The organism is Calothrix rhizosoleniae SC01 (assembly GCF_900185595.1).
GTDB classification, from domain to species: Bacteria; Cyanobacteriota; Cyanobacteriia; order Cyanobacteriales; family Nostocaceae; genus Calothrix_A; species Calothrix_A rhizosoleniae.
Genome location: NZ_FYBH01000023.1, coordinates 1 through 24984 on the forward strand (window position 1 = coordinate 1; position 24984 = coordinate 24984).

At 37.7% G+C, this 24984-nt stretch carries 18 protein-coding genes; 7 read left to right on the forward strand and 11 right to left on the reverse strand.

All coding sequences use genetic code 11. The features are described from left to right. Positions 1 to 1075 precede the first annotated feature (1075 nt). Positions 1076 to 1195 (forward strand): hypothetical protein, encoded by a 120-nt coding sequence (locus tag CALSC_RS28105; RefSeq protein ID WP_407641868.1) that lies wholly within the window; start codon positions 1076 to 1078, stop codon positions 1193 to 1195. Here CALSC_RS28105 and CALSC_RS01035 read toward each other — a convergent pair. After that, entirely contained in the window at positions 1187 to 2470 is a 1284-nt protein-coding gene (locus CALSC_RS01035) for a glycosyltransferase family 4 protein (RefSeq protein WP_088239578.1), read from the reverse strand. The genes CALSC_RS28105 and CALSC_RS01035 overlap by 9 nt on opposite strands. Before the next feature lie 1133 nt (positions 2471 to 3603). Between CALSC_RS01035 and CALSC_RS01040 the strand changes: the two genes are divergently transcribed. Both CALSC_RS01040 and CALSC_RS01045 read left to right on the forward strand, forming a co-directional pair. After that, the gene (locus CALSC_RS01040) at positions 3604 to 6558 is read left to right on the forward strand and encodes a peptidase domain-containing ABC transporter (protein ID WP_088239592.1); all 2955 of its coding nucleotides are present in this window, start codon (positions 3604 to 3606) and stop codon (positions 6556 to 6558) included. 103 nt (positions 6559 to 6661) lie between these two features. Next, positions 6662 to 8203 (forward strand): HlyD family efflux transporter periplasmic adaptor subunit, encoded by a 1542-nt coding sequence (locus CALSC_RS01045; protein WP_088239579.1) that lies wholly within the window; start codon positions 6662 to 6664, stop codon positions 8201 to 8203. A gap of 141 nt (positions 8204 to 8344) precedes the next feature. Here the strand turns inward: CALSC_RS01045 and CALSC_RS01050 are convergent, their stop codons facing one another. The 8 genes from CALSC_RS01050 to CALSC_RS01085 form a co-directional block, all read right to left on the reverse strand. Further along, entirely contained in the window at positions 8345 to 9733 is a 1389-nt protein-coding gene (locus tag CALSC_RS01050) for a sensor histidine kinase (RefSeq protein WP_088239580.1), read from the reverse strand. Between the two features lie 604 nt (positions 9734 to 10337). Then, the gene (locus CALSC_RS01055) at positions 10338 to 11015 is read right to left on the reverse strand and encodes a response regulator (RefSeq protein ID WP_088239581.1); all 678 of its coding nucleotides are present in this window, start codon (positions 11013 to 11015) and stop codon (positions 10338 to 10340) included. A 499-nt stretch (positions 11016 to 11514) separates the two neighbouring features. Next, positions 11515 to 12084, reverse strand: coding sequence for a hypothetical protein (locus CALSC_RS01060; RefSeq protein ID WP_235006635.1), 570 nt, complete (start codon positions 12082 to 12084; stop codon positions 11515 to 11517). A gap of 628 nt (positions 12085 to 12712) precedes the next feature. Then, positions 12713 to 14125, reverse strand: coding sequence for an HlyD family efflux transporter periplasmic adaptor subunit (locus CALSC_RS01065; protein ID WP_088239583.1), 1413 nt, complete (start codon positions 14123 to 14125; stop codon positions 12713 to 12715). A gap of 410 nt (positions 14126 to 14535) precedes the next feature. Beyond that, entirely contained in the window at positions 14536 to 16686 is a 2151-nt protein-coding gene (locus tag CALSC_RS01070) for a peptidase domain-containing ABC transporter (protein WP_088239593.1), read from the reverse strand. Between the two features lie 67 nt (positions 16687 to 16753). Beyond that, positions 16754 to 17068: a hypothetical protein gene (locus tag CALSC_RS01075; RefSeq protein WP_143288112.1), complete on the reverse strand. Its 315-nt coding sequence runs from the start codon at positions 17066 to 17068 to the stop codon at positions 16754 to 16756. Positions 17069 to 17389: 321 nt separating this feature from the next. Then, complete coding sequence (locus CALSC_RS01080) at positions 17390 to 17605, reverse strand: CTB family bacteriocin (protein WP_088239585.1); 216 nt, start codon at positions 17603 to 17605, stop codon at positions 17390 to 17392. A 459-nt stretch (positions 17606 to 18064) separates the two neighbouring features. Continuing rightward, a complete protein-coding gene (locus CALSC_RS01085; RefSeq protein ID WP_088239586.1) occupies positions 18065 to 19060 on the reverse strand; it encodes a sugar transferase in 996 nt (331 codons plus the stop codon). Between the two features lie 235 nt (positions 19061 to 19295). On the opposite strand from CALSC_RS01085, the gene CALSC_RS01090 reads away from it, so the two are divergent. Beyond that, on the forward strand, positions 19296 to 20099 hold the full coding sequence (locus CALSC_RS01090; protein ID WP_088239594.1) for a 7-carboxy-7-deazaguanine synthase QueE: 804 nt from the start codon (positions 19296 to 19298) through the stop codon (positions 20097 to 20099). A gap of 382 nt (positions 20100 to 20481) precedes the next feature. On the opposite strand, the gene CALSC_RS01095 is transcribed toward CALSC_RS01090, so the two are convergent. Next, positions 20482 to 21132 carry a DUF3318 domain-containing protein gene (locus CALSC_RS01095; protein WP_088239587.1) on the reverse strand — a complete coding sequence of 217 codons (651 nt, stop codon included), beginning with the start codon at positions 21130 to 21132 and terminating at the stop codon, positions 20482 to 20484. A gap of 66 nt (positions 21133 to 21198) precedes the next feature. After that, positions 21199 to 21768, reverse strand: a complete 570-nt coding sequence (locus tag CALSC_RS01100; RefSeq protein ID WP_088239588.1) for a type III secretion system chaperone family protein — start codon at positions 21766 to 21768, stop codon at positions 21199 to 21201. A 301-nt stretch (positions 21769 to 22069) separates the two neighbouring features. Between CALSC_RS01100 and CALSC_RS01105 the strand changes: the two genes are divergently transcribed. The 3 genes from CALSC_RS01105 to CALSC_RS01115 form a co-directional block, all read left to right on the forward strand. Beyond that, positions 22070 to 23110: an amino acid ABC transporter substrate-binding protein gene (locus tag CALSC_RS01105; protein WP_088239589.1), complete on the forward strand. Its 1041-nt coding sequence runs from the start codon at positions 22070 to 22072 to the stop codon at positions 23108 to 23110. Between the two features lie 34 nt (positions 23111 to 23144). Continuing rightward, a complete protein-coding gene (locus CALSC_RS01110; RefSeq protein WP_088239590.1) occupies positions 23145 to 24083 on the forward strand; it encodes an amino acid ABC transporter permease in 939 nt (312 codons plus the stop codon). Between the two features lie 117 nt (positions 24084 to 24200). After that, the coding region (locus CALSC_RS01115; protein ID WP_088239591.1) for an ABC transporter permease subunit at positions 24201 to 24984 on the forward strand (784 nt) is incomplete at its 3' end.

Below are 24984 nucleotides of genomic sequence, written 5' to 3' on the forward strand. Positions count from 1 at the left end.
TGTTGCAGATTCTATAGAAAATATGCTGTCAATTTCCTATTCTAACGATTACTGTGCCTAGTGACGCAGGAAGCAAGGATTAACAAGTAGTTTTACTGGCAATTTTTATTAAATTTACTTATATCTCATCAAATCTTTAAACTTTCTCGCTATTCCAATCAGACTTATATTACCTAGGAACAATGTCAGCATAGTCATTGCAACACAAGGGAAAAATCCTAATTGACAACGAGCGTGTAACTTCTGACTCAGTCTTAGTTAGAACAATTTTTGCGAGCATAAAAAAGCAATTTAACAGGCTTAAACGCTTTTCCTGGGCAAGAATTTATGAATTATGAAACCCGCTTTTTTGCAAATGACTAACGATGAAGGTCTTGGTTTTGTATTTATATTAGGACTCCTATTTTATTTTTGTTGGCTTAGCCTACTCTTTGGGTTTACCAAACTCAGTACACTTTTATTCCTGCTTCCCTGTTAAGAGCTCCCTATCTCTACAAATGATTCAGGAATCAAATCGGATTGTGATAAACCCAGTTTTTTGATCTGCTGGAAGAAATAGTAAGATATAAATCAACCTGAAACAATGATTAATTATGCTGTTTTAGGTCTTAATCAAAAAAATAAATAAAATTGCCAAAATGGCAACCACATTATTCTTATCTCAGTTAAATTAATTAAAGATAAACGACTTAAAAACAGTAGTTGTTAGGATGCATCACACCTTAATCCAATTGTTCATTAAATATCTACCAAATATTTTTCATTACAGAAATTTAGGAGATTCTCAATATATATTTTTTTTGGCCTGAATAGAAAATATTAATAACAATTAAAGTTTGCATTTGTCGTGTCAAGAATATTAAGACCGTACAGGCATTGCCATTGACCAATACATTAGCCCCCTAAATAAATGGTGATATCTGTAAATATTCTTGAACGCCCCAGCGGCAAATGCTGGAGTGGGAGTTGAAAGCTTGTGATATGCTTCCTCCCACTCCTATTTTTTTGGGAGGATAAGGAAATCGTGTTCTAGGGAATTGCTGGAAAAAATAAGTAGTAAGTAAAAAGTATTTTAATTGAGTTCAATGGCGAGGAATACCATGTTCACTTGTTGGTCAATCTGTCACCAGACAATCATATTTCTGAATTCGTAAAATTCCGCCTGAGGATGGTGCAAATTATCAGCTTAAACTAACCCAAAGCCTTTCGATTTAATGCGCTTTTTGTCATGACGAGAATTTTTACCAAAAAGCATCCATTGTAGATGCTGTGGTAGTAAGGTCGCCAAATCATAATTCCTAATGATTGTATCCCTTGCCTGGTTGCGAATGACCTGCATCTCACTGGGATGATTAAGTACTTCATCTACTTTCTCGGCAATTTTCTGAGGAGAAAAGAAATCCACTAATAATCCATTTATCCCATCCTCAATTACCTCCAATACCGGTGCAGTCTTGGAAGCTACTAATAAACATCCTGTTGCCATTGCTTCCAACATTGACCAAGATAAAACAAAGGGACGAGTTAAATAAATATGTACCGATGAAGCTTGTAAGACTTGCAGATATTCTGAGTAAGGTAGTCTCCCCGTAAAATGCAATCGAGATAAATCCAAATCTAACTTAGCTAACATTAGTTGCTTATAAGTTTGACCCTCAGGTAAATTTTTTCCATAAGCAACCCGATCTTCTCCTACTACTACCACATGACAGTTTGGTCGTTTTTGTTGTATTAATGCCACTGCTTCCATAAATTGGGGAAATCCCCGATAAGGTTCCATCCCTCTCCCTACATAAGTAATTAACTCATCTACATGGGAAAGGTTGAGATTAATCTTTGGTAGATTTAACTTTGCTCCTGGTTGGGGACAAAAGTATTTAGTATCCACACCATCATGACAAACACTAAGTTTACTATGATACTCTGGGGGAAATTGCTGACTCTGCCATTTAGTAGGACAAAGACCGCGATCGCAACTATATAAATCTATTAACATTGGTGCATTTTTGACTCTAATCCGACATTCATCATCAACAGTTAAGGATTCATTCGGATCGAAGTCAGCATCAGAACCATGAGCATGGTAAAACCACTCAAAGTAACACAATAATTCTGCTTGGGGAAAAATATCTTTCATAAATAAACTGGGACCCCATCCAGAATGACCGTAAACTATATCTGGGACAAAACCCTGATTCTTAAGTTGATTTGCGATACGATAGACTGCTTGAGCAGAGAGAACTGCATTTTCTAAGTTGCGAATGTAGTAGTGAGTTTCAGCAGAAGCTTGACGAGAAGGATTGTACAGTACTTTTTCAACACCCGGTATCTTACCCTCACGACGATTAGTGGCAAAAACAACCTGATAATTATTATCTTGACCTAAAGCAGTTGCTAGGTGACGAAACTGTGCTGGAAAATTTGGATGTAAGAATAAGATTCGCTGGGGTTGACGAGACACTCGTTTCATAGATGTAATTAGCCGTTTCGATGATTAACTTTAGGCATTAAGGAATACAAATTAAATAACACGCAATTCTGGTGTAATTGGGTATATAAATGCTTGCTTTACGTATAAATACTGTTTAATCGCATTTTAGTGCTAAAAATAATATAAGTATAATAATCAATAATTATAAAGCCTTGAACCTAGTACTTCACTAAGGAAACTATGCCTGGTTAATAATAATGAAGAAAAAGTCACAATATTTAAAATTCTAGATTGCAAGTCTCCTTCTGTCTCTGTTTTCCAGGCATCAAGCTGTGCCCATGTTTTTCAAATTGGCATGAGAGTATAAAACCTGAATTATGCTGAAAATGTAATATTTAGCAAAAATGTTACTTAAAGCACCACTGTCGCTAGTAATAATACTATGTCAAATAATGAAGAAATTTAACTTAGATATGGCAATCAGGTATGATTTACCGAAAATAATGAGTATAAAGACTCGCCCTTGTAGGGCGACTTTTTGCGACAATTGCTTATGGTAAAATTAAAATGTCTCAGGTAGAATATCCGCCGATACAGGACGACCCATGTAGGTGAAACACGACAGGTCGGGAAACAATAAAGACAACTCGTAAACATAGCTGGCGAAATCAACAAAGTAGCAACCCCCAGAAGTGAAAGCTTTTCAATTTTCTCATCAAACTGAAGGTATCGTGGGGCGCACGATGGCTCTAGGCTGACTATCTTAAGTATGCCTCTGGAGACGCGACCCTCTGGGATTGTCTAAGTTAAGCTTGCTAATTGGTTCTATTGAACAGTTAGACAGTTTAAATATGCTCCCAAGAGATAGATGATTGAAAGGTCTGTCTAGGAAGGAGGAAACCTAAAGTGAGATTTATAATCTCCGCTCCTTTAGGAGGGAGAGAACGTCAAATAAGAGAAGAAAGAATCTATGAGGGAATGAGCAAAATCCTACTATATATATATTAGATTCTTCATCTATCCTAAAATCAAAAATATAGTGCTATAACCGACAACGAGTACCAAGGGCGATTTTCCGGAGGAACCGCCTGAAAACGAATCCATTTGCTACCCAATAATAATTGGGACTATGTACTAAGGATATGTTTTCCAATCCAACATCTCAAATTGGCATGACTTATATCAAAAGTGCTTTTCAAGAATTTATCAGTCATCTTGAGGGTTTTGACCAATTACCCACAGAAGTGATTGTTAACTTATCGCAACAGCTCCAACCTTGGCGCTACAGAATAGGACAAAAAATAGTTGGCAAAGAAAAGAAACCCGAGCAAATAATAATTCTTTATGAAGGTAAAGCTCGTCTCTTAGGATATGATCCACGGACGCAAATGCCAATTACCTTGAAATTGCTGGAGCCTGGGGCAATTCTAGGTGAAATTAGTTTATTAAGAAATGTTGCGTGTGAAACTGCGATCGCTTCTACTGAGGTGATTTGCTTGACAATTGAGACAGAAGAATTTTTACAGCTGCTACAACGTTATCCCAATTTTGCCAATGCATTTCAAAATCGCTGTCATGTAGCAGAAATTTTTGATGTCATGGTTATGCAACAGGAGGTTCAAGCTCTGGGAGATGGGAACCTCAAACAATTAGTTCAAAATGCTTTAGCAGAAGCAACTGTTGATTATTTAGCCCCAGGGAGAAACTCATGTAGTCAAATTGCTGACAATCGCATTTGGTTTGTGAGTGGTGGTGGAGAGATAAATGGTTTTTCCCTTGGTTCTCGCTTACAACTTCCTGATGGAAAAGATACTATTCATATTCCGGGAAAAAAACCTGTACGTTTAATTGGTTTGCGCCCATCAGATTTAATCTTATCAGATGTTCCTCTTATCAGAGACTCCGCACCAGCACAAGAAGTCGAGGCAGAAGCTAATAGCAGTAAAAAGGAGAAAAAACACCACAAATATCCCTTTGTTCGAGGAAAAGGAGAAGTAAATGCAACTTTTGCCTGTTTCCAAATGCTTTCCCAGTATTGGGAGTTTCCTGTCCGTCAAGATATTATTCGTCGGATATTAAATGATCAAATAAAACGCCAAGGGAAGTTATCCTTTCAGCTTTGCGCTTACCTGACAGAATTAGTTGGACTCAAGCCTCAATTAATAGAAGTGAACTCTGCTTCCTTGGCAAAAATTCCCACCCCTGCAATCGTCCAATATAAGGGAAAATTTGCGGTTTTATATGAAGCAAAAGCTAATAGTGTGGTACTGGGCGCACCAGAAAAGGGAATTGTCCGTTGTCAGCCTGCAGAATTTATTGAACAATTAGATCGGGATGCAGAAAGTTATCCCCCGCGAATGAGTGTATTATTGCTCTCACGCACTAAAAGTACTCCGCAGGAAAGATTTGGCTTACAGTCGTTTTTACCCTATATATCCAGGTATCGTCGAGTATTATTAGAAGTATTTATTGCTTCCTTTTTTGTCCAATTAGCACAGTTAGCCAATCCCCTAGTAATTCAAGTTATTATTGATAAAGTTATTAATCAAAATAGTCTGAGTACTCTGAATATTTTAGGGGTATTATTATTAGTAGTAGGTTTATTTGAAGCATTATTAACTACATTAAGAACTTACCTATTTGTCGATACCACCAATCGGATTGACATGGGCTTGGGTTCGGAAATTATCGACCATTTGCTCAGATTACCTCTACGGTATTTTGAGCGCCGTCCTGTGGGTGAATTATCCACTCGGGTGAACGAATTAGAAAATATCCGTCAATTTTTGACAGGTACGGCTTTAACTGTAGGTTTAGATGCAGTATTTTCGATAGTTTATATTATCGTCATGCTGTTCTATAGTTGGCAGTTGACCTTGGTAGCTTTAACAACAATTCCCGTATTTGTGCTAGTTACCTTAATTGCTTCTCCTACCATTAGAAAACAACTACGCACCAAAGCAGAACGTAACGCGGAAACCCAATCAAATTTAGTAGAAGTATTATCGGGGATTCAAACAGTCAAAGCTCAGAATATCGAATTGCGATCGCGTTTTGCTTGGCAAGAACGTTATGCACGTTATGTATCAGCTGGATTTAAAACTGTAATTACCTCCACCCTTGCCAATTCTACCAGCCAATTCTTAAATAAACTGAGTAGTTTATTAGTATTATGGGCTGGTGCATACCTAGTACTCCAAGGAGAATTAACCCTAGGGGAACTAATTGCTTTCCGCATTATTTCTGGTTATGTTACCGGTCCTATATTGCGTTTAGCCCAATTGTGGCAAAATTTCCAGCAAACGGCTTTATCCTTGGAACGTTTGAGCGATATTGTTGATACACCAGAGGAAGCAGAAGAAGATCGTTACAATATTCCTCTACCTCCGATTGAAGGTACTGTCAAGTATGAAAATACATCATTCCGGTTTGCCAATAGTGGTCCCTTACAACTTTGTAATGTCAACCTAGAATTTCCTTTGGGAACATTTGTGGGTATAGTTGGCAAAAGCGGCTCTGGTAAAAGTACCATGATGAAATTGCTGCTGAGACTATATGAACCGGAGTCTGGCAGAATTTTAATGGATGGTTATGACATCGCCAAAGTAGAACTTTATTCCCTACGGCGACAAATCGGTGTAGTTCCCCAAGATACCCTATTATTTGAGGGTACAGTGCAAGAAAATATTGCCCTGACTAGTCCAGATGCGAATAGTGAAGAAATTATTGCAGCAGCTAAAGTTGCAGCAGCCCACGAATTTATTATGAGTCTCCCCAATGGATACAACACTAAAGTTGGGGAACGAGGTTCTAGTCTTTCTGGCGGACAAAGACAAAGAATTGCTATTGCTCGTACCGTTCTCCAAAAACCAAAATTATTAGTTTTAGATGAAGCTACCAGTGCTTTAGACTATCCCACTGAACGAGAAGTTTGTTTAAATTTAGCCGAAACATTTAAAGGTAATACTCTCTTCTTTATTACCCACCGTTTAAACACTATTAAGAATGCAGATATGATTGTTATGATGGATGCAGGTAGGGTAGTTGAACAGGGAACCCATGAAGAATTAATGTCTCTTAAAGGTCATTATTATTACCTCTATCAACAACAAGAAGTAAATTTTTAATTTTTGAGATAATGGTAAATTATGATGTTCTTTTTGAACTAAAAATTTACCTAGAAAAAATCACAAAACTACTGATTATTTTAGTGATAGCTAAATAAATACAATGATTAAAATAAATGGCAACCAAAACCAATCCATACAAGATACTATTTCCCAAAATTCTCAGAAAGTTCAAAGTCGCCCCAAATCACAAAATCAATTCTCCGAACAATCAGTAGTCCTACGCCAATCTCCAATTTGGTCTCGTGCTATTATGATGAGTTTGGTGGGATTAGCCTGTTTTGGTATGATTTGGGCAAGTATTGCCAAAATTGAACAAGTAGTTCCAGCCACTGGACAACTTAAACCAGAAGGTGCTGTGAAAGAAGTGCAAGCACCAGTTAATGGGTTGGTGAAGCAAGTACATGTCAAAGATGGAGATAAAGTTAAAAAAGGAGATTTATTAGTTACTTTTGATTCCATCGCTACTAATGCAGAACTAAAATCTTTGCAAAAAGTTAGTAATTTCCTAATTCAAGAAAATAATATTTATCGGAAATTGATGAATTCTGCTTCTGGAATAGCAGCAGAATTAGAATTTGTACGGGGTAAGTTACCTCAAGAAACTGCCTTCTTGCTAAAAAATAGGGCCGCTTTAGTTAAAGAGAATGAATTATTAAGAAGTCAATTAAGACTATCTACTACCGGAATTGGTTTAGGAACAGACGAAACCCAGTTACTAAAGACAGCAAAAAAAGAATTGGAGTCTCGTTCTGCTGTCGCACGACTAGAAATAGAACAAATAAAGAAAAGATTAGCTCAAAATGAAATACAATTAAACGATGCCAAAAATAGTTTATTAATTAATACTGAAATATTTTCTAAATTAAAAATATTAGCAGAAGAAGGAGCGATCGCAGAACTACAATTTTTGCAACAAAAACAACAACTTGCCACTCGTAAGGCAGAAGTGGAAAGACTAACAGCAGAAAAGCAAAGATTAGAATATGATATTCAACAAGGCAAACAAGAATTGAGCAATACTTTTGCAGCTTCTAGTAAAACCATATTAGAAAATATCGGTAATAATAAAAAACGAATTGCAGAAATTGATAGCCAATTGACAAAAATAGTTGTAGAAAATGACAAGAAATTAGCAGAAATTAGAAGCCAAATTGCTCAAACTAAATTAAACATTGAGTATCAAGAATTACGTTCTCCTGTAGATGGAACAGTATTTGATTTACAGGCTTATCCAGGTTTTGTTGCCAATGTTAGTCAGTTAGACTTGTTGAAAATAGTACCCAAAGATACTTTGATTGCTGAAGTATTTATTACTAATAAAGATATTGGTTTTGTGAGAGATGAAATGATAGTTGATGTGAGGATAGATTCCTTCCCTTTTAGTGAATTTGGTGATATCAAAGGAAAAGTTATATCTGTTGGTTCTGATGCTTTACCCCCAGATGAAACTCACAAATTTTATAGATTTCCAGCGAAAATACGTTTAGATAATCAAAAGCTTGATGTCAAAGGCAAAAAGATTTCTCTCCAATCAGGAATGTCTATTAGTGCCAATATTAAAGTGCGGGAAGAAAGGACTGTGATGAGTATACTTACAGATCAATTTACTCAACAGGTGGAAAGTCTAAAACAGGTACGTTAAATAATTTATAGCAGTCGCCATTATGTTTAGGATGTTTTTCAGTTGTTAGTTGTTAGTTGTTAGTTGTTAGTTGGTGGTTGACAGTTTTTGAGTAGAACAATATTATTCTAACCGATATGTCCATTGCTATATATTTTACTATTATGAACATAAGTGGAATTTATGTCTATATCTAGACCAAGAAAGTTCGCATAGAGTACCCCTAGGAGAAATTGGTAAACGTCTAAATTTACCGTGAATATGTCGTGCGATATTTCTAAATTGCTGGGTTCCTCTACCTTCTTTGCATGAAGTCACACCCAAGCCATTATCTATAATCTTCAGAGTATAATAACCTTCATTTTTAGTAAAATAAACCTCTAAACGAGTAGCTCCTATTGCATGTTTACCTACATTACATAAAGCTTCTTCCAGAAATCTACATAAACCTCGTTTTTGTGACAAACTTAAATGACAGTCTTGTATTGACTCAAAACTACGGAGCTTTACTTTTAGGGTTTTAAAGTAAGGTAATTTTCTCTCTAAAGTATAGTTATAAACTTGATATAAAACTTCATGTATTTGGTCTTCTAAATTCACGACTAAACCATTTCCTAGATACAAACTATTGTCTCTAAGTCTAGGTTCTCGCTGCAAAAAATCATAAATTCCCCGCAACTCATGATTTAATTGTTGTAAATCTTCTTCCAATTCTTGCAGTAATTCATCATGTGGTAAATTTCTTTCCCGAATTAGCTTTAAAGCTTTTGCTAAAGTTTGTAATGGACCATTATGAATGGTTTCAAATGTACGTTCAATTAAGTCATGGCGAATTTTAATAGTTAAGTGAATCGCTCGATTATATTTATATAAAGCTGCTATGCCAATAGTGTTTAATATTAATATTAGTAAGACTGGAGCTATAGTAATCCACCATCCTCCGATCAAAAAAAGAACATAACTAAATAGAATTAAACTACTACTAGCAATACCCACAAATAAGAAATGTGTAAAAGATGATTGAGTCAGGCAAGCTAAACTAATTCCTATAATTCCCCAACATATAATCCATAAATATTCCCAATTATCTCCCCAAATTCTTAACAATGGTCTTTCGTTCTGTATTGTACTTATGTGTGAGGCTTGGTGAGCTTTAATTTTGAGTCCATGTAATCGTTGTTTTGATAATTGACTAGATTTGACATTAGACATGGCATTGAAGAAAGTAAGAGAAGGAAATTTGGACTCTTCCAATGACAAATTTTCAGTCTTTAAATTTTTCAAAAATATTTTATGTAAGTTTTTTGTCCCATTTTTTACACTGGAAATAGAATAAACATCAATACTACTAATGTTTTTTTGAATATCCAGAATCAAAATTTTTTCATAACTCGATGCTTTTGGGTATGGGTCAAGCAAAGTATCAACAGCTAGTAATCCTAGACATTGTTTTGCACTTAAAAAATGAATTATAATAACCATAATCACAACTAAGCTAGGAAATTTACTTAGATGCCAAATGTTGAATGTTTGCCAAATTTTTCCTCGCATAAGCTTTGCCTAAAATTTTCAGTAATAGAGGCAATACTTATCGGTTAAATAAGAAAAAACAAAATTAAATTTTCTCTAAATCAAATTTCAGATTGAAAATAAATAGAGGCTTTTTATAAAATAAATCTTTGAATTATTTAATTCTATAGCTTGTTTTTTGTCAATAACCCCAATAATCAAAAATTTATACAGTATCTAGTACCGCAAGGTGGAAGTCAAAAGTCAAAAGTCAAAATTTAAAATTTAAAAGTATTATAGGGTAGGCTTTTACAGATTTTGAATGGTCTGTTTATTCCCGCCGAACTGTACGAGTACTTGCTCAAATAATTCAGGTTCTATGGCATTAGGAGAAATTTTCTAATTATTCAACCTAAAATGCATGAATATTTTTTACAAAAAATCTCTTATTCTTAACCGAATAGTATTGGCAATAGTAATAGTAGAAAATGGATGATTTGCTCCATAAATAGCCTGATAGCAAATGGTTATACAGCATTTTTCATGTAAGTGAGGTGCAGCGATGGGATAGATAACTTTGATTACTTTTAATTATGCTTGGATCGTTTATACCTCATAAACCTGCAAGATGCTGTTTCTAGCATAATTAATCAATTAATCCTTCTTTTCTGGCTTGCATTTCTGTTTGAATACGGACATTTTTACCTGCTTCTGGATAAACGTGTAAAGCATCTTGCAACTTACTCCAATAATGACGCACCATGCGCTCAGATACACACATTCGTTCTGCAATTGCTCTATCTTGTAATCCTTCCTCAAAAGCTAATATGAGTACCTGTAGCCATTCTGGTTTCACCTCTAATCCAGAATGAATTCCTTTAATATCTTTAGTATGAGTAAGTCCTTGTAATGACCAATCAACTCTGGCTAGCATCTCTTCACTAGTCAGGCTTTTATCGGCAACAGTAAAGCCTCCTTTATGAACATCAATATCTGGTCTGATTCGGACTAGTGCTTTGACATGAGCAGTCTGGACAACTATATTTAGTTCAGGATATTTGACCATTATTGTCTTGAGGAGTTGAATTCCTACTTCAGGTCTGGCAAATAAACCAAAGCTTTTCGGTATGGAGAGATCCATAACTACTAAACCTGGCTGCAAAATCTCAATTTTTTCCAGAGCATTGTCCGCATTCAGAGCTTTTACAAATTCTGCATCCGGATACCTGTGCTGGAGAATATCAATGGTTCCACTTAAGACTGATTCATGGTCATCAATTAACAAAATTTTTAACAATGCCTTTTCTAATAGAATTTGCTTCATCATCCATCCTCCGGATTTGAGCAACTACCAGTATTGGCTAGATGCAGTACAATAACCTTAAATTCGACTTCCCTGATACTTGATAGGATAAAAGGCTATATCTGTAGTTTAGGGTTTAGGCTCCTTATAGTAACTAAATTTATAATCATTTATCTTGGTAGACAATTATTTGTCTTAAAGATACGTTAAAGATAAATTAAAGATAAATTAAAGATAGTTTCAGTCTTAACTTAAAGAGCAACCATAAAAATCAGACTTGAATTTTGAACATACCCAGAAGCTCAAATGTTGATTATACAGGGTTTTATCGGTCAAAATTTTTTCAATCATTAAATAGGGTTGTTATTAAGATATTCCCTGTATTTACTATTACAGATATTTTGGTAAAGTTCCGGAACAATAATGCTTTTGGCTCCAATTTGAATTGTTTGCAAGCAAAATAAAAATAGCTCTCGGAGTTTTTTATATATGCAATAATTCTTCATATATATGAGAGCTTTTACCAGCAAAATAAATAAGATATGGAATGTTTCTTAATTTGGAAAAAACATTTACCAGATGTTAATAATTTAAAGCTTTCATTCAGGTTTAAGATTTCTGTTAGCAGGGAGTGGCATATCACTACAATATTCTCATAGTAAAATTGTACTACAAGTGTGCTGATATTTTTTTTCAGTTGTAAACGAATGTAAATTAATGTTGGTTCTGAATTGTGTGAAATGGTGATTCTGAGTAACTCATCCAGGGCGGTTAAGATGACTAAACTGCATTCAGCTCCTTCCGTAGGCCAATTTGTTGGTAGGACAATGTCAAATTTGATGTGGGGATAGGACTCTAACCAATTTTCTAGCAGAAATTCAATTGCTAATGGTAAATGGTGTGGTAGGCATTCTGGAAACAGGCGATCGCTCAATTTTGCTAAAGTTTGATGCCAATTATCAATTTTTATTAAATATTCTTGTGTTATTTCCCTATGCTCTCTCGATAATCTTTCTAGATAGCGGCGAATAATGAAAGATTCCTGCAATAAACCATCCCGAATGTTCTCAGCTTCCTGGAATAATCGCATAGACTGCCTAAAGTGCCACCACCGCAATGCTTTTTTCGTTTTGTAATAGTCTCGAAGGTAGCAGATAGTGATGGTAATATAAAACAGAAATACTAAAATGTAAGCATACAAATGGTAAACCACAGGAAATGTTACTCGAATCTATGTTTTTATGTGGGAATAGCAAACTCCATATATGACATAAGTTAAGTATTTTCTAATTAAAAAATTCGTATAAATAGCTATCATTAACTGGTTACACCAGCAAACATTAAAGAATATTATTTAATATCTCTTGGTGTGCTTTCCCTTGCAACTTGCAGATTACAGAATAATTACGCGAATGTTATTGCAGGTTTACACCGCTATTCCCATGCTTTTTCAAGTCAGTTAGAAATTTTCAAAGCTTGTATGACTTATGCTATTAATATAGCGATAGCCAGCCAAGTTAGGACATTTTTCTATTGACATTTGAGAGCCTTTTAGTCGAATAATACTATCCTAACTAATATATCTATTGCTATATGAGAGCATATAGTCACACTTATATGAGGATTATGTCTAAATAGAGTGTATATCAGTTCTCATTTGACTGAAGTACAGTGAAACAATCTCTAGTTTCTATTCCTTCAACAGAGAATTTTTATATTTATAAATCGGTAATTAGTCTGGCTTTTCTCAGCATATATCGTAAGGCTGTTTCTTGTTTAGAAATAATATCGGCGGTGGCATTCATCCCTGTTTGAATAGTACAGGTTTTATGTGAATTACCAAAAGACAGAGTTTGCGGTTTAATTGTAGCTTCAAAATAGCGATCGCTAGTATTAGGGGAACTAGATATTAATGAACCTGTATTGTTACTAGTAGAGGCAATAGCATCTGGTGAAATACTAGTGACAATAGCGCTGAGAGTGCCATAATCGGGATAAGGACAAGCATTAAGCCGTAACTGCACTCTTTGATTAACCTCCACATTTTTGATATCTGCCGTGGAAATCATTGCCTTGAGAATTAGGGGCGCATTGTGGGGGACAATTTCTGCGATCGCCTGATTTGGACTAACGACCTGACCAGGATTACGTAAATTTAATTTGAGGATAATACCATCACTAGTAGCACGAATCACTGTAGTTTGCAGTTGTGTATCTAGTTGTTGGATATCTTTTTGGTATTGATGGAATTGGCTTTTGAGTTCAAGTTGGCGTTGCAGAAAAGCTTCCTTCTCTTTGATTAGGGTAGCAATTGTTGCTTCACCCTTAGCAATCTCTTGGGCAATTCGTTGTTTGGCAACGGAAACTTGTGCCATAGTTGGATTCATAGCTGCTTGTGCAGCTTTTAGTTTGGCTTGAGCAACATCAATGGATTTTTGTTCCGCTTCCAGTTTGAAACTTGACTGCTCAACAATTAGCTTTTTTTGCTCGAAATCCCTCCGACTCACAGCACCAACTTCAGATAATTGTTGATAGCGATCGCTGTCTAGTTTAGCAAACTGTAAATCAGATTGAGCCTTTTGCAAATTCAGTCTGGCTTGTTCTAAACTTGCCATAGCTGCCCTAGCATCAGTGCTAGCATTCACTAAGCGCTGTTGATAATCCCATTGATGGCGTTGTAAATCTGCTTGAGCAGAAGTAATAGTTCTTTCTATAACCCTTTTTTCTGCCAGCATTTGCACATCTAAGCTGCGGATTTGGGCTGATAATTGAATCAGTTGTAACTTAGCTTGGTCGAGATTCCCTTGCAGTTGACTCTTTTTTATTTGTAGTGGTTTATCATCCAAGTATGCGATCGCATCTCCATGCTTCACTACTTGATTCTGTTTAACTAAAATACTTTTAACAGTACCATCTCGTTCTGGTTGTACTAAACGAATATCTCCCGTGGGGCGTACCATCGCCGGAGCTTTTACCGTCACATCATATTTCACCCAAGAGGCGAGGGCAACTCCAGAACCAACTGTCCCCACCAGAAAGATCCCCGCAAGAGAAGTCCAAGGACTCACAGGAGGAAGAAAATCTTCAGCTTGAATCGCAGGAACTAGTTTTGAACTATGTGTATAGAGCATAATTATCACCTACCAGAATATAGGAGTAAAGAAGTGAAAGAAAAGAGGCCGGGAGAAGGGGAGAGGAGACACTCACAAGGGTAGGTTTTTAACATTTCGGTTGAGGCTAGACTTGGGAGATTAGAAGACAGGTACAGGGAAGATTATTCAACGGTCAAATAGGCTTTTGAACCTGTTTGTATTGTTGGGAACCGTACTTTTTGGGTTCGGTTTTCCTCCCTTGTCTTATCTCCCCTTGGGGGATTGTAGGGGGTTTCCCTCTTTGGGGATTATAGGGGGGTTGTCGTCCTTGTCTGACCAACACCCAATTGTAAAAAGCCTACACCTGCTCCCTGCTCCCTGCTCCCCGCTCCCCTGCCTCTTCCTGACCTACCCGTAGTACTCTAATTTTCCAGACTTCTCATACTCAATTAAGGATTTAAAAAATCTAAATGCTCCCCTGGAAGGGAACGCAACTCTTCTAAAGAGCCTTGTAATTTCAACTGACCCTTATCCAGTAAGACAATCCAATCAGCTCGGTTGACAACTCTGGGACGGTGAGTAATTAAAATGGTCGTTTTACCTTGGCGATATTGAAATAATTTATCTAATACTTCTGTTTCACTCACAGGATCTAATCCACCTGTAGATTCATCTAAAATTAGTATTGGTGGATCTGTGACAATGGCTCTAGCTATTGCCAACCTCTGCCTTTGTCCACCAGAAATATTTGCCCCAAATTCCCCTAAAACAGTTTGATACTTATCAGGAAGTTTACTAATAAATTCGTCAGCACCAGTAATTTTACAAGCTTGGACAATCTGTTCAAAGGAGATATATGGCGCTCCTAAATGAAAGTTCTCAATAATTGAACGACTCCAAAAATGGGCATCTTGAGGTACGAGTACCACGTTCTGCCGCAGAGAATCAAGGGCAAGGTCTTGTAAATTATATATACCAACTCGGATATTACCAGAACTAATGGGGTATAAACCAGCAATTAACTTTGCTAAAGAGCTTTTACCACATCCAGATTTACCAATTAAAGCCACAACCTTTCCTCCAGGAATAGTTAGAGAAAAGTCTTGTAGTAAATCAACTCGTCCTGCATAGTGGAAGTTAACCTTGGTACAAATAATATCAGCATTGCCGGGGATTTGAGCAAAGGGCTTTTTCCCATCCCCCTCATCTTCCGGGGTAGCATCTATCACCTCTGACAGTCGTTGGGTAGCGGTTTTCGCTCGGGTAAATTCATCAACAAAACTAATTACACTAGCAATTAATCCCAGAAAATTCCCATTCATAGCGTTGAATGCTAGTAATTTACCAATACTGAGATTTTCTGCGGGATTAATGACTAAATTACCGCCAACCCAGAGCAAAGATACCCCACCAATAGCAGCTATAAACCCTGAAAAACTATGGTTAATAATGCTAATTTGCATAGTGCGTAGAGTCAGAGTCCCCAGGCGGCTGAATTTACTTTGGAACTCATCCCAAAATTGTGGTGCTGCGGTGGTAGTTTTTAAAGTTAATGCTCCTTTGAAAGTTTCTACAAGTACCCCATGAGTTTCTGCTTCCTTCACCAACAATTCTCGCGTTTTGTGTTGCAAAGACGGTTGGAAGATAATTGTAGTTATGCTCATCACCACAGCTACAACTATAGCCACCATAGTTAGTTTCCAACTATAGAAAACCATCACGCCAAAAGAAATTACGGCGATAAACAATTGGCTAGGTAAGCCAACTACAACTTGAGCTACCAATTGATTAATCTGAGAAATATCTTGAAGACGACTAACAATTTCTCCACTGCGACGGGCTTCGTAGTAGGAAAGGGGTAAGCGCAGGATTTGTCGTCCAAATTCCATTACAAACCCTAATTGCAACCGTTGGGCAAAATGAGCAATTAAATTTGACTGCACCCAACCAAGACTGCTGGAAATAAAATTCATTACCACCACGGCAATTGCTACCGTAGTTAGTAGCTGAGTATCTCCTCGTACCAATACATCATCGGTGAGGATTTGTAGGAGGAATGGAGAAGCTAAAGACAGCATCCCCAAGATTAAGTTGAGGGGTAAAGCTTGGGCGAGAATTGTCCGAAACAGCCATACTCGGCGAAAAAAACGCCAAAAGCCACCAACTTCATCGTTTTCCTGAGTAAAAAAGCGAATAGGCTCTGGCTCCAGCAACAGAATCAGATAATCTGTCCATCCCTCGGTAATCTCTAACTGAGATAAATAACGGATACCAACTCCAGGATCAGCAACTACATACTTTCTGCCTCTTTTGCCATATAAAGTGACCCAGTGATGTCCTTGCCAATGAATAATTGCTGGTAAGGGTACTTCTTGCATCCGATTGAGTACTTCTGGGGAAGTTTTCACTGGACGAGCATTAAAACCAAGTGTTTCTGCACCCCGCTTCAGTCCTAGTAAAGTTGTACCTAACTGCCCTGTGCCTACTGCTTCCCGGATATGATTGAGGGTGAAAGTACGCCCATAATGTCTACAGATTGTAGCGATACAAGCTGCGCCGCAATCTTCTTCACTATGTTGTTGGACAAATTGGTATTTCATTTGCATACTACCCAAAAGAATGATAGGTAAGCATTATAGTTTTGAACAATTAATAAACTGATCAAAACTAGCTAGAGAAGGCACGTAAGAACATTAGACCTAGTAATCTCAAGGCAGGCATTCTGGATACGGAACTACGGTAATTATCACCAAAATCAATGGTTATTGAAGTGGTTTTTTGCGAGAGACTATACAAAGATGTTTGATTGGAAGAAATACTAGTATCACCTCTAGAAATATTAATTTGACTATTGGCATAACTTAGTATATTTTTTTCTGAATGAGAGAATGAAAACGATATCCCACCTGTTGCAGTCTCCTGTTCGTATTCAGAAATTTCTGTGAATAGTTCTGTTTTTGTTGGTTGAATCTGGTTAGACATAGTATTAGTATTACCTTCTTGTTTGGACCAGATAATTTTTTGAATATGGAGATAGTAAGCTATCAGGTTCAAGGTGGTGAAGATGCAATGAGTTGCTTTTTAATCTCCATATATGACTGATAGCTTACTATAGTTAAGAACCAAATCCTTAAGATATTGATTCAATTTTTTCCAGGGTTTTAGAGTATTACTTCGCTGAAATTTTCTTAGTTATATATAGCGTTTACCTATTTAGCGAGGTACATCTTTAACGCTACTTGTTTCTCGAAAAGAGTTATTAGGTGTACTTCATCAAGCCAGGACACGCTAGAATGCTAATTTTTAAGTAGCTTCGATAACTACCAAAGCATCTGCTTTTTTGATTATTTCAACTATGCTCAAGGTTGATGCTCCATCTTCACCTGCGGAAGTAGCAGTCAAGAAGAATCCCAGTTCCTCATATGAACTTCCGTTAAGACCAAAAAGATCTCCACCAGATACGATTTCTTGTTGTTCTTCAGGAATTTCAACAAACAATTCAGATTTATTGGATAACATGATCTTTTTCCTCATTTTTATGTGTGTTCAGGATTTGTTGGTTTACTTTTTTGCTTCTCAACTCATCCCTTACATTTATAAAGGTAACAAGTAGGAGCTATGTAGTCATTTACATTTCCAGCAAACTTTATTACCAGGTTGGGAACAGTATATTTCCGGATAATGAAGGGTGTTATTTCCGAAAAATACACAAATAAAATAAGGTTCAAGGACAAATAGTTTTCCTTAGTTCCAGACTGCAAGAAATCTATTGAGGATCTGGTAAGTCTCAAATAAAAAATTATCCTGTAGGGGCACGGCACCTGTAATCTTGACCATTAATGAATAATCTTATGTCGCCGTGCCCATTCACATATTTTGAATCAGGGGAAATCACAATCAAACAAGATGCAATCACCCACAAGGGAACGGCATCTGTAATCTTGACCATTAATGAATAATCCTATTGTCGCCGTGCCTCTACACAGCACCACTATTTTTATTAAACAAAATAGCTATAGTTTTAAAAATTAACTGTAAGTCGTAAAATAAAGTCCAATTTTTTTGATACTTCAAATCTAAACGAATCACATCCTCAAAACTACGCACGGTAGAGCGCCCATTCACTTGCCATTCACCAGTCATTCCTGGCTTTACATCTAGACGTTGCCATTCTGGTACTTCATACCGTTCCACCTCATCTGGAGTGGGGGGTCTAGTTCCCACTAAACTCATTTCCCCTTTGAGTACATTCCAAAATTGTGGTAATTCATCCAAGCTAGTACGGCGTAAAAAACGACCAACCTTGGTTATTCTGGGGTCATTTTCATTTTTAAAGAAAGCTCCTTGTACTTGGTTCTGAACTTGAGACTTCTTTGCTTCCGCATCCACGCACATAGAACGGAATTTCCAAATTTGAAAGCGTTTACCCATCCAACCGCAACGGGTTTGTTGGAAAAAAATTGGTCCGGGATTATCAATAGTAATGGCGATCGCAATAGGGATTGATAAAATAGATGTAATGACTAAACCCACCACAGAGCCGACAATATCTATCAACCTTTTCATCAATGAGCGAATGGAAGGGTGGGTTGCTGGTAGCTGTTCTTCTAACTGGCGAGTTGGTTTTGCTAGAACATCCTTCGTAGTTTGAATTTCAAACACCCGATCTAGTTCTGTCAAGCTCAATACAGCCATTACTTTTGAATTTACATTGCTGAGAATAAATTCAATTCCTTTATCCTGGGTGATTTTAAAGCAGCTTACCAACGCACCCAAACCACTACTATCGAGAAAAATAGTATTCTGAAAATCAAGAATAATTTTTTGAAGGGGTATATCTTTTTTAGTTAAATCTTGGCAGGTTTGTTGAAAAGGTACAGCTTCTAATATACTTAACCTGGCTGGGATTCTGATGATAGCTGTATCTTGCAGAAAGTTAACCGGAAAATCAACCTGTGGGGATGGACTGGTCATGAAACTTTGCACTTCTATATGCTATGTAAACTGCATTTACCAAAACACTATTTTTTGCTTCAAAATAGGAAAAAGCATCAAGGGTAATGCCCTCGTTGGGAAATCATTATCTATGGTTCCCTGGACAAAAAATAGGCGATCCCCTGGAAATTTGAGAGTAAGGATTCACAGTAGAATAATAAGCTGAAACCTTTATGATTATGCCGAGATGGCGCATACTTCTTGTTATCATCCAATGAATATAAAAAATATTACTAATGAACATAGCGCCCACTTGGTAGAAGTCTTTTCAGCCATTCAAGGGGAAGGACTAAATGTCGGGACACGTCAGATTTTTATTCGCTTTGCTTTATGTGATTTACGCTGTCTTTTCTGTGATAGCGCCCATACTTGGAATACTCCCAAAGTATTTAGGATAGAGCGCAGTCCAGGATTGCGTGATTTTAAAACTTATTCTAATCCTGTCTCACTAGAACAATTACTAAAATGGACAGAGAGACTGAATGCACCTTTTATACACGATAGCATTAGCTTGACCGGAGGCGAACCCCTAATTCATGCTTCTTTTCTGAGTAAGTTTTTACCACAAGTACGCACCCGAACAAAATTACCCATATATTTGGAGACTGGGGGGCACCTTCCCCAGCAATTATCTCAGGTAATACCTGACTTGGATTTGGTGGGCATGGATTTGAAACTGCCAAGTGTTAGCGGTGAAAATCATTGGCAGGAACATACAACTTTTCTCCAACTCTGTTATCAGTCAAACTTAGAGGTTTTTGTCAAAATAATTGTTTCTGAAAATACAGAATTGGCAGATTTGCAAAAAGCAGGGGAGTTAGTAGGGGCTGTAAGTCCTGATATTCCTTTGTTTTTACAGCCTGTAACACCTTTGAAGAATTCTACTGGTTCTATGACTGAGAAAATAATTATTTCACCTACTCCTGACCAAGTTTTGCAATGGCAGGCTTCATTGAAGGAGTTTGTCAAACAGGTGCGTGTAGTACCTCAAACTCACAAAATGTTAAACCAGCTTTAGTGAAGAATAAGAAGTGAGTGAAGGAGTGAAGGAGTGTAGATGCTCGGAGTTCGGCTTCCCGAAGGTTAGGAGGGAAGGGAGGAAGATAGAACTACGTTGCTTTATCTTGAAAAATTTGTTACGTTTCTGTATTGTTTCACTCCTGAATTCTGAAATATAATCTAAAATCTAAAATCCGTCTTAAAAAGTTTGCTCAACAGGGGAACCCCCCTTCGGGTATCTCCTTCGGAGACGCTCCGCGTTAGCAAAGCTCCTCTGTTAGCGTTCGCGCAGCGTGTCGCGAAAGCGACTCAGCTCTCCCGAAGGGAGCAAAGGTACGGTAGTTGCTCATGGGGGGAACCACCAAAATCAGACTGAATCAAATTTCCGCAAAATCCAAAATTTAATAAACTCCTTCATCCATATCTCTAGATTTTGATTTTGTTTTTGCCTTATTAGCACTGCGTTTGAGGGCAGATAAACGAGCTTCATATTTTGAGCGCTGTCTTTTGCTGGGGGTCTTGTCAATTAAGGTTTTGAGGGCACTACCCAAACTTTTATAGGCATTGGGAAGACTATAACCGAAACGCTGTGCGAGAGCGATCGCTTTTTCGTCTGCTTCGGTTAATTCTTTAACTTGCTTCTCCCCATTATTTTTTTGATACAGTCGCCAACCAGAGACACCACATAGTGCTAAAGCTAACACTAGGAGTAATCCATCCTGTACCCACAATTCACCGACAGCACCACCTAAACCAATGGCTAATGCTGCCATTTCCCAACCATCTTTAGGGATACTGTCATTTTGAATCCGAGCGACTTCATGCCAGAACAGCAAATTACGCTGATCCATAGCTAACTCGTCCCATTTCACCAAGTCAATTTGAATTTCTACCTGATCCCGACTAATTTCTTCACAGCGAATTAGGGGTGGATTTACTTCTATTGTGCCTTCCACTGTGACCCAACTTTGTAATTCTGGTGGTAGTAGCCCTTTTAATCGTCGGAGTTCGCTCATTTCTGCTTTAGCAGAAGAGGTTACATAAGATGTCATAATATCCAGATCAAGAAAATTTTAAGTATATAGTGAGGTTATCATTTTGGAGTATAGCTATTTTAATCAGAGATCGGCTTCTTCACTAGGAAAACTGCCCCGTTTCTTTCTCGCTGCCATTGCTTTTTCCAGCAATTCTAGCAGCCCAGGAGCTTGTTCCTGAATGCTAAGTAATAACCTCTCACCCAATTCTACATTTCCTGGATCTATGCCTGTTGTCATCACTTCCTGGAGACGGGGTATGGCAATGTTATCTACAATCTGAATTAAGGCACTCAAGCAACGATTAAATTGCTTTTCTGTGAGTGCTGAATCTTCTAGGGGAAACTCAATAATGGCACGAATTTCTCCGTCTGAAGGGTCATATTCCCATTGCAGCATTTTTGTTTCCCAGGAGATAGCCAGCATTGTTTGCAGAACATCTGCTTTGTAAGGATGATCTGCGACTCCTGCTAAAACGTGGGGTGCAAATAACCGAAAAAATTTCCCGTCTTCATCTAATTGAACGACTATGAGGAAATCTTCTAGGTGATCCGCTTCCACACCTGTAATAATACGTTCTGATTCGTCATCAAAACGGTAGTCCCAACCCAGGTTGTCCAAGTACCTGGCAATCTGTTGTAGATTAGCTCCCATAAAAGCCTCGTTAAAAAAATGGGGCGGCTCTTACCAGACCTAGTTTAACCTGTTCGGGGTCACTGGTAATAGATTGTGGTATTTTGGGTCTATTTTTGTGAAGATTTGCCCCAATTTCCACATGGTGTTGAGCATACTATGATTTAAATCTTAAAATAGCAGCGATTGTAATTTATTTGTAATTTGGTAAGGATCATTAGAATACCAAATATTTAGCCACAATTGTTGTGGGTCATACAAACTGACCATTACTTTGCTTTAATTTACTATTTAAGTAATATAAAAATTTTTACCGATGTTAATGTTCAAATCCGTATTTTTATCAGCGATCGCATTTTTGGCGATTGGTTTAACTGCTTGTGGTGGAGATGCAAATACCTCAGGGAAAAATAGTAGTCTTTTAGATCAAGTCAAAAGTCGGGGACGGCTAACCTGTGGCGTGAATGGGGAAGTACCTGGATTTAGCTTTGTGGGTACTGATGGAAAATATAACGGGTTGGATGTGGATATATGCCGAGGGATGGCAGCTGCTTTGTTTGATAATCCAGAGGCGGTAGATTATCGCAATCTCAATGCTAAGGAGCGTTTTACCGCCGTGCAAACCGGGGAAGTTGATCTTCTCAGTCGCAACACTACTTTAACAATTAGCCGCGATACTTCTGTGGGTATGGCATTTGCTCCCATTGTTTTCTACGATGGTCAGGGAATGATGGTAAGTAAAAATAGCAACATAAAGTCTCTCAAAGATTTACAAGGTAAGACTATTTGTACCCAAACAGGTACAACCAGTGAGCAGAATTTAGCTGATAAAATGCGAGAGTTGGGGATTACTTATAAACCCGTAGTATTTGAAGATGCTAATACCTCTTTTGCTACTTACCAATCAGGGCGTTGCGATGCCATTACTGCTGATAAGTCCGGGCTAATTTCCCGACGCAGTATTCTGCCAAAACCAGATAATCACATGATTCTCGATGAAGTTCTTTCCCAAGAGCCTTTAGCACCGGCTGTGGCTGATGGAGATGAGAAATGGGCTGATGCTTTGAAATGGGTAGTTTATGCCTTGATTAAAGCTGAAGAATTAGGAATCAATTCCCAAAATGTGGCAAAGTTAGCCAATAGTAATAATCCGGAAATCAAAAGATTTTTGGGTCGTGAAGGTAATCTCGGTGAAGGGATGGGTTTATCTCCAGATTTTGCTGTGAGGATTATTAAACATGTTGGTAACTACGGTGAAATTTACGATCGCAACCTCGGCCCTAAAACTAAATTAAACCTGCCTCGCAGTTATAATCAACCCTGGACGAAAGGCGGACTTTTGTATTCTCCACCCTTTAGATAGTTGTAACTTTCCTTCCTTCCTCCTTTTTCCAGTCATGGCTCAAAAATTTCCCCAATCCCCAACTCCTCTATGGCGAGACGAACGCTTTTGGCGCATAGTTAGTCAATTAATAGTTGTATGTCTAGTCGCAGTGGCGATCGCTATTTTTTGGAGCAACCTCACCCGTAATTTACAACAATTAGGGATTCAATTCGGGTTTGATTTTCTCCGACAGCAGGCTGGTTTTGATATTGGTGAAACCCTTCTGCCTTATAAACCATCAGATAGCTATAGCTTTGCTTTGTGGATTGGCTTAATTAACTCCTTGCGAATTGCGATCGCTGGCATTATCCTAACTACTATTGTGGGTATTACTGCCGGTATTGCCAGGTTATCTGACAACTGGTTGGTACGCAACCTGTCTTTGGTATATGTGGAGATATTTCGTAATACCCCCCTGCTGTTGCAATTATTGTTTTGGTACTCTGTGGTTTTCCTCAGTTTACCCCAGGAAGAAAATAAAGTTTCCCTGGGTAGTTTTATTTACTTCAGTCAAAATGGGATAGAGCTTCCTTGGTTTACCCTCTCTCCAGAATTTTCTGCTTTACTCTTAGGACTAACTTTTTATACAGGGTCTTTTGTCGCTGAAATTGTTCGAGGTGGGATTCAATCTGTATCTCAAGGACAGTGGGAAGCTGCTGCTTCCTTGGGTTTAAAACCATCTTTAACCATGAGGTTAGTCATTTTTCCTCAAGCCTTGCGGGTAATTATTCCACCATTGACAAGTCAGTATTTAAATTTAACCAAGAATTCCAGTTTAGCGATCGCTATTGGCTATCCAGATATTTATTTTGTTGCTTCCACTACTTTTAATCAGACAGGTAGGGCAGTAGAGGTAATGTTATTAATTATGCTTACCTATTTAACCCTGAGTTTGATCACCTCTCTATCTATGAATTTATTTAACCGCACGGTGCAAATTAAGGAAAGATAGTTAAAGAGAAGTGAGGGGATAAATCTAGGGGCACGGCATCCACAATCTCTCGGTATGTGCAACAATTTTTCCACGCCGTGCCCATTAAGGAAGTAGTAAAGGTATCAAGCATGACAAATGAAAAATCCACAATTGCAATGGTTGGGTAAAAACCTCTTTAGTACTTGGTATAATACTTTGCTTACAATTATCTGTTTGCTGTTAATTCTATGGATGGGAAGAGGCATCTGGGATTGGACAGTTAATCAAGCACAATGGCAGGTAATTCAAGTCAATTTACACCTATTTTTAGTTGGTAGATACCCTAGTAGTCAGTACTGGCGAATTGGAAATGTGTTGGCGATCGCTAGTTCCTTAACTGCATTAAGTTGGGGTGTATTCACTGCTCAAGAAAAATTCAATATTTATTATGTTATCTTTACAGCCTTTATTCTTGGTATATTTTCAGTGTTTACACCCGTAGGAATAAACCTATGGGGAATTGCAGGTTTAGTCTTCGTCAGTGTGTGGCTAGGCAAAAAATTCCCTCAAAGAATTGCTCCTTGGCTATCTTTAGTATGGATAATATCTTTCCTCGTTATTCTCTGGCTCATTGGTGGAGGATTGAACCTGCAATCGGTAAGAAGTAATTTATGGAACGGTTTACTACTTACCCTACTGATGGCAGCAGTGAGCATTGTCCTTTCCTTCCCCATTGGAGTTTTACTAGCTTTGGGGCGGACTAGCAGTTTACCCGTATGGCGTTGGTTTTGTATTTTATACATTGAGATTGTTCGAGGAGTGCCCCTGATTGGCGTTTTATTCCTGGCACAAATCATGTTACCCCTATTTTTACCCCCAGAGTGGCGTTTAGATAGAGTTACCCGAGCGATCGCTGGGCTTATATTATTTAGTGCAGCTT